This window comes from Pantoea sp. C8B4 (assembly GCF_051336905.1).
Lineage (GTDB): Bacteria > Pseudomonadota > Gammaproteobacteria > Enterobacterales > Enterobacteriaceae > Pantoea > Pantoea rwandensis_B.
This window is the reverse complement of record NZ_JBGMNK010000005.1, coordinates 132,691-144,879: the sequence shown is the minus strand read 5'-3', so window position 1 is coordinate 144,879 and position 12,189 is coordinate 132,691. Positions and strand designations below refer to the sequence as shown.

Genomic DNA, 12,189 nt, shown 5'->3' with positions numbered 1-12,189 from the left:
GTCCTACATTGACTGCAACCACTTCGGATAAGGAGTCAATGATGATCAAGGTAGGCATTAACGGTTTTGGCCGTATCGGACGTAACGTATTCCGCGCCGCACTGGGCAGTGATGATATTGAGATTGTGGCGATTAACGATCTCACCGACAGTAAAACCCTGGCGCATCTGCTGAAACACGACTCTCTGCTGGGCCGAATGCCTGCAGAAGTGGAAGCAGGTGAAGGTGAACTACGCATTGATGGCAAGCCAGTACGCGTGTTCAGCGAACGAGATCCGGCCAATATTCGCTGGAGCGATGTGGGTGTCGATATTGTTATCGAAGCCACCGGATTCTTCACTGAACGTGACAAAGCAGCGGTGCATATCACCAGCGGTGGTGCGAAACGCGTCATTATCTCCGCGCCGGGTAAAAACGATGATTTGACGATAGTGTTGGGCGTGAACGATCAGCGCTACGACCCTCAACAGCATTTCGTCGTGAGCAACGGCAGCTGCACCACCAACGGCTTAGCCCCAGCTGCACAGGTTCTCCATCAGGCCTTCGGTATTGAGCATGGTCTGATGAACACCACTCATGCTTATACCAATAGCCAGGTGCTGCACGATCAGCCGGAGAAAGATCTACGCGGCGCGCGCGCGGCGGCGCTGTCAATCGTGCCTTACTCCAGCGGTGCGGCTAAAGCGTTGGGGCGTGTTATCCCCGAGTTGGATGGACGTTTGACGGGCTATTCACTGCGCGTACCGGTGCCGGTGGTGTCAATTGTCGATTTAACCGTGACGCTTAAACGTGATGTCACTGCGGAGGAAGTCAATGATGCCTTTAAAGCCGCAGCAGCAGAAGGTCCGCTGAAAGGGATTTTGGGGTACAGCGATGAACCACTGGTTTCCAGTGATTATCAGGGCGATCCCCGTTCATCCATCATCGACGGCCTTTCCACGCTGGTGATTGGCGGCAACCTGGTGAAAATTCTTGCCTGGTACGATAACGAGTGGGGCTTCTCGAACCGTCTGGTGGATCTCGCGCGTTTGATGGCGCAGCGCGGATTGTAATTCGCCCTCCTCCTCAACTAAAAAAATCCCCGCTAATGCGGGGATTCTCGTTGCTGACGGGCGCAGTTACTTAATGCCCATTGCATCCTTCAGCGTAAAGAACAAGTCCGTCTGATCGGTCAGGCCCACCACGTTAGCCGCATAAGGACCATAGGCCGCGATACGCAGTTGTGTGCCGGTATGCCCCTGAGAATCCTCCTCAGAGTTGCCGTAGCTGATGGTCATGACCGCACCATCTTTGGTGTTTACCGCCTGCGTCAGGCCCGGCGCTTTGCTGCCATTTTCAATAATCTGGCTGCTGTGCGCATGGTCAGCCGTCACCACCACCAGGGTATCGCCGTGTTCACGCGCAAAGGCCAGCGCCTGCTGCACGGCTTCATCCAGATCCACCGTTTCACCAATCTGACCACATGGGTTTGCTGCATGATCCTGTTTATCAATCGACGCACCTTCCACCTGCAGGAAGAAACCTTTCTCATTGGTGCTCAGCAAATCAATCGCCTTTTTGGTCATCTGCGCCAGTGTCGGTGTTGATGCCGGGCGATCTTTATTCACTTCGCAGGTCACTACGGGTTTATCAATGTTGCCGTGATAGCTGGCTTTTGGCCCTTGCCAACGAACCGGCATATTGCCGTCGGAGAACAGACCCAGTACCGGTTTGCTTTGGTCGGCCTGTTGGATGGCATTCATGCCATCCAGGTTATCGACCAGCTGGAAGCCCAGCGCCTGAGCCTGCTCGCGCAGGGTTTTTCCCTGATACTCACCGGCTTTGGCGCTTTCCGTGAACGATTTCGCCCCGCCGCCGAGCGTGACATCTGGACGAGTCTTCAGCATCTGCTCGCTGATCGACCCTTTACCGCCCTGCTCCAGCGCATTCGTTGGACACAGCTCGCTGGTTTTCTCCGGGCCATAACATTTACGTGAAGTGACATGCGCCATCAGAGCGGCGGGCGTGGCATCCTGTAATTCTGCGGTTGAGACGTTGCCAGTGGCTTTGCCGGCAGCTTTCGCCAACTCCAGAATAGTGGCCTGATCCTTGCCATTGACGTCTACGCCGATGGCACCGTTATAAGACTTGGTGCCCGTTGCCCAGGCGGTAGCGGAGGCAGCGGAATCTGTCACGTAGTTCGGTTTGTGGGTTTTCTTGTCTAACGAGTAGTGGGTGTACTGGCCGGTTAACGGCAGTGCATCAATGCCTGGGAAAAAACCACCTGCGCCCATCGCCTGATTTCGTGCGGCGGTGATTTCCGAGTCACCCATGCCATCGCCGATCAACAAGATGACGTTTTTGGCCGTGGTATTGATGAGTGAGGCTTTCAGCGCTTCCGTCTGATCGCTGCTGAGGCGGCGCGCGCCACCGTGTTCGGTGATATCACCGGTAGCGGCGCGGGTATACGTTGTTGAATCTGCCACTGCTGACGTCGCGATGAGTGAAGCCAGCAGAGAAACCGTGAAAAGAGGTATGTGTTTCATTTATAAGCATCCTTATCAGTAAATATAACCAAATGTTTCCGCAGACAAGTCTGCGACAGTCTGGTGACACTTTTGTGTCAGAGAAGGAATAATTTGATGACAGAACACGCAGTTCGGCGAGAGATGCAGCAAGCTGCACAGAGCTTAAGCGGATAGAACAAAAGGAGAAAATAGGGCTTGACCGTTTTCAGGTAACTCCCTATAGTAGCGCCCCGTTGACCCAGTGCGGTTGGCAGAAAAAATGTGGTGAGATGTCCGAGTGGCTGAAGGAGCACGCCTGGAAAGTGTGTATACGGCAACGTATCGGGGGTTCGAATCCCCCTCTCACCGCCATCATTTTGAAGAAGAGCCTGAACGAAAGTTCAGGCTTTTTTTTGTCTTCAGTTCAGCCACATCATTAACTTACCTGACCATCCCCGATTGCCATCGCCAGGAACTTGTCTCTGAGTGGGTCTTTGATCTGTGCGTTCCAGGCCAAACCTGTTTGCCAATGCGTATGTTCACCCTCCAGCGGCAATAGCCTGACGCCAGCAGGAAGGATGTATTTCACACTCGCCGGCAATAACGCAACACCATCCCCTGCCGCCACTCGCGCTAGCAATGTCTGGATATCATCGGCGGCTGCAATCCTACACGGCGGAAAACCTTGCCCGCACAGATAACGCTGCGCCTGAGCCGTTAAGCCATTGCCGCGATCGGGTGAGAGCTGGAGCAGTTGGTGAGTTTCAATAAACACCTTCGCTTCGGCCAGATCGGAAGGCTGGTCTGTCGTCATCGCCAGCACTAAGCGCTCCTCATCCAGCACAAGACTTTGCAACGTTTCGGTTACCGGCAAGCGCACAAATCCAATTTGCAGCCGCCCTTCCATCAGTTGCTGGCATTGCACCGCAGAAGGCATGTCGTTTAATAAAACCTGCACGCCAGGATACGCAGTGCGGAACGCCGCTACCCTTTCAGGTGCCATGCGAAAGGACGAGATACCAAATCCAATGGTCAACGTTCCCGTCTGGCCCCGCTGCCGTTCCGCTATCGAGGCACAAAACTGCGCATGACGCTCCACGATATCCCGCGCACCGGACAAAAACTGCTCTCCCGCCACAGTGAGGCGGGCGCCATGCCGCCCGCGCTGGAAAAGCGTGACACCCGCAAGGTGCTCAAGCGTTTGGATTTGTTTCGTCAGCGCGGGTTGCGTCACGCACAGCTGTTCAGCAGCAGTGTGATAAGCACGGGTTTGAGCCAACGTGACGAAGGCTCGGAGCAGTTTAATATCCATTCCATTCGGTTATCGAAGTGAGCGAAGTTGTGATTATACACGGTGGATTTCTCTCTGGTGAAATAGCACGCTATTCCCCTACGAGAGAAACCATCATGAACAAACAGCTTCGTGTTGCCACCGTACAGTTTTGTCATCGCGCCGGAGACAAGCAGTACAACTTAGCGCTGATGGAACAGTTTATTGAACAGGCCGCTCAGACAGATACTCAGGTTTTGGCTTTTCCTGAGATGTGTATCACGGGTTACTGGCATGTGCCTCAGCTCTCGCATGATGAGGTGGCAGCCCTCGCCGAGCGCAGCGATGACAGCCCGTCACTGGCACGGATAGCGGCGCTGGCAGAGCGCTATCAGATGGCGATCGGGGCGGGCTATATTGAAAAGCATCAAAACGGCCAGCTCTACAATGCTTACGCGGTTTGCATGCCTGATGGTCAACGCCATATACATCGTAAGATCCACGCTTTCGAGCATCCATCCATTTCCCAGGGGAATGCATTTACGGTGTTTGATACGCCGTGGGGTGTGCGAATAGCGATTCTTATCTGCTGGGACAATAACCTCACCGATAACGTTCGCGTCACCGCCCTGCTGGGTGCCGATATTTTGATTGCGCCACATCAAACGGGCGGCACGCACTCGCGCAGCCCCTTCGGCATGAAACCCATCCCTGTAAGCCTTTGGGAAAATCGCCAGCAAGACCCTGAAGCGCTGGAAGCCGCATTAGTGGGTGACAGCGGACGAGGCTGGTTGATGCGCTGGCTGCCCTCGCGTGCACACGATAATGGACTGTTCATCCTGTTCAGTAATGGCGTAGGACTGGATAACGGTGAGATTCGTACCGGCAATGCGATGGTGATTGATCCCTATGGTCGCATCGTCAACGAAACCACTTCATTCAGAGATACGCTGGTGAGCGCCGATCTGGACCTTTCGTTACTGGCGATGTCTACCGGACGCCGCTGGATTCACGGCAGACGGCCAGAACTTTATCACCTGCTCTGTGAACCACAAGGCTATGAGCGGGATGCACGCACTGCACGATTTTCCGAAGATGTTCCTGTGTTCGATCACAAAATGACGCGTAAAACATCTTTGGACAAAACATAAAGCCACACGAAGAGTAAACCTTTCGCGTTTTATTTATACCGACGCTGAAGATATTTGGTTGAGGTAAATACCAACTTAGGGAAAAAACAATAAAATGAAAGGATTTATGCATTATCCAGGGGGTTTATCAGGCACTAATTTTTTACAACATCATCGTGTTCTGGTCGATTTTCCTGCCCAGCAGTTATTGATACGCGCCAATGAACCTGGCTGAGCAGCAACAAAAAAACCCGGCATGCGCCGGGTTTTGCTTCGCTACACTCTCAATCAACTTCTCAATCGTTAACCGTAAGCCAGCAGCGTGCGCTGGCAAAGTGCCGAACGGACGCAGTCGTTTTTGTCGAAACGCACCACACCAATCATCTCGTCTTCTTCGAAACGCGCCAGCGCATCGGCCAGACCAGATTTGACGTGGGACGGCAAGTCACACTGGGTGATATCACCGTTGACGATAACCGTCACGTTCTCGCCTAAGCGTGTCAGGAACATCTTCATCTGTGCCGCAGTGACGTTTTGTGCCTCATCAAGGATCACTACCGCATTCTCAAACGTACGTCCGCGCATATATGCGAAGGGCGCAATCTCTACCTTGGCAATTTCAGGCCTCAGGCAGTACTGCATAAAGGAAGCGCCGAGACGTTTAACCAGAACGTCGTATACCGGTCGGAAATACGGGGCGAACTTCTCGGAAATATCCCCAGGAAGGAAACCGAGGTCTTCATCCGCCTGCAGAACCGGGCGCGTCACAATAATCCTTTCGATATCCTTATTGATCAGGGCCTCAGCCGCTTTGGCTGCGCTAATCCAGGTTTTACCGCAACCGGCTTCACCGGTGGCGAATATCAGCTGTTTCGTTTCTATGGCATTAAGATAGTGCGCTTGAGCTTCATTTCTGGCTTCAATCGGACCACGATCGCGTGAATCACGCGCCATGCCAATTGAGTCCAACCCACCCATCTGCACCAGCGAAGTGACCGATTCTTCTTCACGCTGACGGTGACTGCGAGAATCACTACGAACGACTCTTCTTGCTTCACGACGCGCTTTGATCACTGCTTTCTGTCTTCCCATAGTGGCACCTTACAGTTGGTTTCATTTATCGCGGCGGATCACCCGCGGCGATGACTTGAACGCTTTAGAGGTTTGTTTGGCTTCCTTGTAAGCCGGGTCTGGCCATTGAGAGTAGTGTGCAACAACGACGAAGCGCTGAAGCGCACCGGTAAAGAAATGGCGATAGTCCGGGAACGATAATTGAAAAGTGAAGAGGATACTTTGGAGGGAAGAAATCCCCCGCAGTGTACTGCGCTAGCTGAAGTGTATTTAACTGTCCATAGAAGGACCGGGTCATGCGCGAACTCCAGTGGACTTAGCCACACAACTGACAACGCTTATGAGTAAAGTGCATCATATTAACCATGCTTTGCAACAGTATTTTTACGTCACGACAAAGAAAAACAGATAAGCGAAGCATGAGAATTTTCGTCTTAAATTAAATTATCTCTATTTTTCAGTTGGATGGATTATTTGACGCGCGACGAACTTTTTCAGAACATTCGGAAGTGGAAGCGACCAGGGGAAAGTTTACGGTCGGTGAAAAAAGCGCCAGCACAACCTTATCGCTGCGCTGGCGCGGTGCGTTTATTAATCAGGCCTGCAGTAAAGGCTGGCCAAGGTAATGTTTTTCGTCAGGGACGCCCGGCAAAACGAAAAAGTATCCGCCGCCAATCGGACGAATATATTCTTCCAGCGCTTCGCCATTGAGACGTTTTTGCACCGTGATAAAGCCTTTGGCTAAATCATGCTGATAGCAAACGAACAAGAGTCCCATATCCAACTGCCCCGAACCGGTAATCCCTGAGGAGTAACTGTAACCCCTGCGCAGCATTAAACTGCTGTCGGTTTCCGGCGTGCGTGGGTTGGCGAGACGGATATGCGCATCCAGCGCGATGACATCGCCATCCGGATCTTTACTGTAATCCGGCACGTCATGTTCCTCTTTCATGCCCAGCGGCGCACCGGAAAGTTTCTCACGACCGAATATGGTTTGCTGTTCACCCAGCGGAGTGCGATCCCACATTTCAACGTGGAAACGAATGATACGCACCGCCTGATAGCTACCGCCCTGAGTCCAGGCAGGTTCCTGCTGGTTCGCCGTCACCCATAGCAATTGATCCATGAGCGCAGGATTATGCGTATCAGGGTTGGCGGTGCCATCTTTGAAGCCCAGCAGATTGATCGGCGTTTCCTTGCCATGGCTGCGTGCGGCATGATCGGCAATAAAACCATCACGCCGCCAGCGCACGGCCAGCAGATCGGGCGTGTACTTAATGATGTCGCGCAGTGCATGAATCACCGTGTCTTGCGTATTGGCGCAGATTTGCAGCAGTACATCGCCGTGACACTGATCGGCATCCAGCGAATCGTTGGGGAAGCGCGTCATGCTTTGCAGTTGCGTCGGTTTGTGTGCACTTAAACCAAAGCGCTCATCAAACAACGAGGTGCCCACGGACAGCGTCATGGTGAGATTATCGGGTGCGATATCAGCGCCAAGAATGCCGGAATCCATTGGCGGCAGCTGCGGGTTGGTGACAACTGGCGCGGCGCCTCCTTTGGTCAGGAAAGCGAAGCGCTCTGTGAGCAGACGGAACAAACGTTCGAGGTCACTTTTGTCACTGGCTAAGACGTCAAAAGCCACCAGCATCATGGAAGCCTGCTGCGGGGTGATAATGCCAGCCTGATGCGGGCCATAGAAGGGTTGCGCCTGCTGGCGCGCATCGGGTGCAACCGTGCCGGGAGAGAAGCTGTCAGCCGCGGCTGCCGTATGGAACGGACAGCCGCCACTCAGGGCAGCCGCGCCGCCCAACATGCCTAATCCCTGCAATAAACGACGACGCGACGGCTGCGCCGCGTCATTTTTATGGCTCATGATTAGTCGAGACCTAAAGTACCGCGCAGCAGGGAGAGATCTTCCGCCAGAGTGGTGATCGGCCCTTTCAGCGCATTGCGGTCAGCGGTAGTCAGTTTCTCGTAAGATTCGAAACCGTCTTTGGTGCGGTATTTGCTGAGGATGCTGTCCACTTTCTTGAAGTTGGCATCGACTTTCGCCAGCAGCTGCGGGTTAGCTTTTTGCAGTTGCGGGCGCAGCAGATCAACGATTTTCTGTGCACCGTCGATATTGGCCTGGAAGTCAGACAGGTCGGTACGGCTATAACGATCTTCTTCACCCGAGATTTTGCTGGCCGCCACTTCTTCGATCAGGCCTGCTGCGCCGCCGACGACTTTCGCCGGTGGGAATGCCAGTTCGCTGATGCGAGTCTGCAGATCCAGCACGTCCTGATTCAGCTTAGTGGCAAACTCTTCAGCACCTTTGGTGGTTTTGTCAGCCCAGAGGATTTTTTCGATGCGGTGGAAACCGGTGAATTTCGGATCTTCGGCTTTCTTCTCGAAGTCATCTTCACGGGCATCGATGCTGCTGTCCAGATCGGAGAACAGTTCAGCAATCGGTTCGATACGCTCGTAGTGCGCACGGGTCGGTGCGTACAGTGCTTTGGCTTTTTCCAGATCGCCCGCTTTTACTGCATCGGTGAAGGCCTGAGTGCCCGCCACCAGCTCTTTGACTTCGCTCATCACGTAGGTTTTGTAGTCCGTGATTGGGCCAGCCAGCTGCATGATGTCGGTTTTGCCTTTGGCAGCGGTTTTCGACTCACCCGATACCACCAGTTTGCCTTTCGGGTTGGTCAGTAAGCCACAGGTCATGTCATATTCGCCTGCTTCGAGGTTCGCGGTCAGTTTCTGGCTAAAGCCCGGCGCGATGTTTTCACGCTCTTCCACCACCATCACCCCTTTCAGGATTTCCCACTCCAGCGCTTTCTGGCTGTTGTTTTTGATGATGAACTGGGTTTTACCCGCCTGCACATTGAGTGACATCGGCTCACACTGTTTGTCAGTGACGGTAACCGTGACTTGCGGGATGGATGCAGCAGATGCAGCGCCTGAGAGAGCCAGCATTGAAACCAACAGCGCCTTACGGCGGAAGCGAATCGTCATAGTGATATCCCTGTTACATGGAAGAACAGGCGCGCAATCGCGCCTGATTTAATTTCAGCGTGTGGTGCGTGCAGCACTGGCCGTTGGTCGCGCCGGGAAGAAGAACAGCAGCAGCGCCGGAATCAGGTAGATAAGCCAGGCTGCCACTTCACTGACGCTTGGCGTTTCCTGATAACCGAGAATGCCTTCCAGCAGCGTACCGACCACCGAGTGGGTGGAGAGCGTATTGCTGAGGTCGAAAGCAATGTCCTGGAAGTGGTTCCAGAGCCCTGCTTCGTGGAAAGCACGGATCGCACCTGCCGCGAGGCCTGCGGCAACAAAGAGAATGAATAAGCTGGTCCAGCGGAAGAAGCTCGCCAGGTTGAGGCGGATGCCGCCGTAGTAAAGCAGCATACCCAATACAATCGCCGTTAACAGGCCAAGTACCGCACCAATCGGCGGCGCGTAGCCGACATCCTGGGTGAAAGCGGCGAGCAGGAAGAATACCGATTCCAGCCCTTCACGAGCAACGGCCAGAAAGACCATGAGAACCAGCGGGAAGCCACCGCCGCCCTGTTTTTGCAATGCCTGATCCACCGAGCGTTCCAGTGTGGCTTTGATGTTGCGCGAGACTTTGCGCATCCAGAACACCATGGACGTGAGGATGACCACCGCGACGACCGCCACGATGCCTTCAAACAGTTCTTGTTGTTTCTGCGGAAATTCGCCGGTGGTTTCATTGATGAAGATGCCAAGGCCTAAGCAGAGTGCTGCGGCAATGAAGACACCCGCCCACATCGCGGGGAACCACTGTGTACGCTGGGTGCGTTTCAGGTAGCTGGCAATCAGGCTGACGATGAGAGCTGCTTCAAGACCTTCACGCAGCATAATGAGAAACGGTACGAACATCACCAACCTCTTGATTGTTAAGCAGGGTAAACCTTAGGTAAAAATACGTAAAGTGCAAACGATATCGATTATCATTATCGCGGGTAAAATTACAAGTCACTTAATGAAATTATTCCTCATTTGCGGGGAGGGCGACGGATTCTATGCAAAGGGGATCGCGGCGTTTCGTCTGGTAAGTGGAGTTTTAAGTCGTCGATCGCCGCGAAGCCTGCAGTGGATGGGCATGAATTCATGTTCAGTGCGGTGGTATCGCTGCACGTTCAGGGCTCTGCCCACTAAAGGCCATCCCGATCGCGAAGAAACCACGCATCCCTGCAGATCGGCCGCGCCGTCCATGGCGCGGACGCTTCGCTCTTCGGCATGGCCTTTATTGGACATTTGGCTGTGGTATTGCTTTGAATTGAGGGGTTAAGCCTTAATGATTCGATACTAAAAACCGCCGTTTAACCGTCGGCAGTTCAAAGTGCGGACGCTTCGCTCCTCGGCATGGCCTTTATTGGACGCTGAGCTATGTCATCGCTTTGAATTGAGCGTTGAAGCCCTGTCGATTCAATAAAAAAGCCCGCCGTTTAACGGGCGGGCTTGATCTGTCAGAGACCACATTACTTCGTGTTGAATTCCGCTTCAGCCGCAGCAAAGCGCGCTTGCGCTTCTTCTGATGGGCCTTTGCCGATTAGGCTGAACACCACAATCGCGATGCTGGCGAAGATGAAGCCAGGAATGATTTCATACAGTTCGGTGTAACCATACTGTTTCCACAGCAGCACCGTCAGTGCACCAATCACCATCCCTGCCAGCGCGCCGTTGCGTGTCATACGCTTCCAGCACACCCCGAACAGGACAACCGGACCGAAGGCGGCACCAAAGCCCGCCCATGCATAGCTGACCAGACCCAGCACGCGGTTTTCCGGGTTGGCCGCCAGCGCGATAGCGATCAACGCAATCAGCAGCACCATCAAACGCCCTACCCACACCAGCTCTTTCTGGCTGGCATTTTTACGCAGGAAGCCTTTATAGAGGTCTTCTGTCAGGGCGCTTGAGCACACCAGCAATTGGCAGCTCAGGGTGGACATCACCGCTGCCAGAATCGCAGACAGCAGGATGCCAGCAATCCATGGGTTAAACAGGATACGCGCCAGTTCAATGAACACGCGTTCGCCGTTCTGGCTAACGCCTGCCGCTTGTTCTGGGTGGTTCTGGAAGTAGGCGATGCCGAAGAAGCCAACCGCCACGGCACCGGCCAGGCACAGGATCATCCAGGTCATGCCAATGCGACGCGCAGTGCGAATCGAGTGATGTGAATCCGCCGCCATAAAGCGCGCCAGGATATGCGGTTGTCCAAAGTAGCCCAGGCCCCAGCCGAGTAAGGAGATCACGGCAACAAAGTTGAGCCCTTTCAGCATGTCGAGGTTCTCAAGACTTTTCGCTTCGATCACCGCCAGTGAATCATCGAAACCACCTACCGCGATAATCACAAACACCGGAGTGAGAATCAGCGCGAAGATCATCAGGCTGGCCTGCACGGTATCGGTCCAGCTGACCGCCAGGAATCCGCCCACCAGCGTATAAAGAATGGTGGCAGCAGCACCGGCCCACAGCGCGGTCTGGTAATCCATACCGAAGGTGCTTTCAAACAGACGTGCACCCGCAACCACGCCAGATGCGCAATAAATGGTGAAGAAGATGAGGATGACCACAGCGGAGATGACACGCAGCAGCTTGCTTTTGTCCTCGAAACGGCTGGAGAAGAAGTCCGGCAGTGTTAAGGCGTTATCGTGATGTTCGGTCTGCACGCGCAGGCGACCTGCCACAATTTTCCAGTTCAGCCAGGCACCGATAGTCAGACCAATGGCGATCCAGCTTTCTGAAATGCCGGAAAGGAAGATGGCACCAGGTAAGCCCATCAGCAACCAACCGCTCATATCTGATGCACCCGCTGACAGTGCGGTGACCACGCTGCCTAAACTGCGTCCGCCCAGAATGTAGTCGTCAAAGTTTTTGGTTGAACGGTAGGCAATAAAGCCAATCAGCACCATTCCCAGGATATAAATTACAAAGGTCACCAACATCGGTGTACTGATACTCATACTCTCTCCACTTATTATTTAATCCGTTAAGAGAAATCTTTTTCCTGCGTCATCGGAACGTGATAACGCAGGGCTTTACCGCATCCAGAGAAAGCGATTTCTCTTAAGGCGCGGTATCCTGCCGCAAAGGGGCGGCGCGCACAATGCATTTAACACAGCTGTCACAATGGTTTCACCTGACTTCGATGATTTAATGCCAATAGGTTGCACACGCTCACACTTTGAGTTGCACCTTATTCAACATGAGAGTGCTCTCGTTG

General features: G+C 53.7%; 9 protein-coding genes and 1 tRNA gene. 3 read left to right on the top strand and 7 right to left on the bottom strand.

The window, feature by feature from the left end; all coding sequences use genetic code 11:
- The first annotated feature begins 41 nt into the window (after positions 1-41).
- Positions 42-1,052, top strand: coding sequence for a type I glyceraldehyde-3-phosphate dehydrogenase (gene gap, locus ACCW76_RS08600; RefSeq protein ID WP_436338387.1), 1,011 nt, complete (start codon positions 42-44; stop codon positions 1,050-1,052).
- A gap of 66 nt (positions 1,053-1,118) precedes the next feature.
- Here the strand turns inward: gap and phoA are convergent, their stop codons facing one another.
- Positions 1,119-2,525, bottom strand: a complete 1,407-nt coding sequence (gene phoA / locus ACCW76_RS08595) for an alkaline phosphatase (RefSeq protein WP_436338333.1) — start codon at positions 2,523-2,525, stop codon at positions 1,119-1,121.
- A gap of 245 nt (positions 2,526-2,770) precedes the next feature.
- On the opposite strand from phoA, the gene ACCW76_RS08590 reads away from it, so the two are divergent.
- Positions 2,771-2,858, top strand: a tRNA-Ser gene (locus tag ACCW76_RS08590).
- A gap of 64 nt (positions 2,859-2,922) precedes the next feature.
- Here the strand turns inward: ACCW76_RS08590 and ACCW76_RS08585 are convergent.
- Positions 2,923-3,798: a LysR family transcriptional regulator gene (locus ACCW76_RS08585; protein ID WP_436338332.1), complete on the bottom strand. Its 876-nt coding sequence runs from the start codon at positions 3,796-3,798 to the stop codon at positions 2,923-2,925.
- A 95-nt stretch (positions 3,799-3,893) separates the two neighbouring features.
- On the opposite strand from ACCW76_RS08585, the gene ACCW76_RS08580 reads away from it, so the two are divergent.
- Positions 3,894-4,907 carry a nitrilase family protein gene (locus tag ACCW76_RS08580; protein WP_436338331.1) on the top strand — a complete coding sequence of 338 codons (1,014 nt, stop codon included), beginning with the start codon at positions 3,894-3,896 and terminating at the stop codon, positions 4,905-4,907.
- A gap of 282 nt (positions 4,908-5,189) precedes the next feature.
- Here the strand turns inward: ACCW76_RS08580 and phoH are convergent, their stop codons facing one another.
- From phoH to putP, 5 genes are all read right to left on the bottom strand, one after another.
- Positions 5,190-5,978 carry a phosphate starvation-inducible protein PhoH gene (phoH, locus tag ACCW76_RS08575; RefSeq protein ID WP_034824330.1) on the bottom strand — a complete coding sequence of 263 codons (789 nt, stop codon included), beginning with the start codon at positions 5,976-5,978 and terminating at the stop codon, positions 5,190-5,192.
- A gap of 574 nt (positions 5,979-6,552) precedes the next feature.
- The gene (gene efeB / locus ACCW76_RS08570; RefSeq protein WP_436338330.1) at positions 6,553-7,833 is read right to left on the bottom strand and encodes an iron uptake transporter deferrochelatase/peroxidase subunit; all 1,281 of its coding nucleotides are present in this window, start codon (positions 7,831-7,833) and stop codon (positions 6,553-6,555) included.
- Positions 7,834-7,835: 2 nt separating this feature from the next.
- Positions 7,836-8,954: an iron uptake system protein EfeO gene (gene efeO / locus ACCW76_RS08565; protein ID WP_034824332.1), complete on the bottom strand. Its 1,119-nt coding sequence runs from the start codon at positions 8,952-8,954 to the stop codon at positions 7,836-7,838.
- A gap of 54 nt (positions 8,955-9,008) precedes the next feature.
- Positions 9,009-9,842, bottom strand: a complete 834-nt coding sequence (efeU, locus tag ACCW76_RS08560) for an iron uptake transporter permease EfeU (protein WP_058959854.1) — start codon at positions 9,840-9,842, stop codon at positions 9,009-9,011.
- Between the two features lie 602 nt (positions 9,843-10,444).
- Positions 10,445-11,929 carry a sodium/proline symporter PutP gene (gene putP, locus ACCW76_RS08555; protein ID WP_045815113.1) on the bottom strand — a complete coding sequence of 495 codons (1,485 nt, stop codon included), beginning with the start codon at positions 11,927-11,929 and terminating at the stop codon, positions 10,445-10,447.
- Positions 11,930-12,189: the final 260 nt, after the last annotated feature.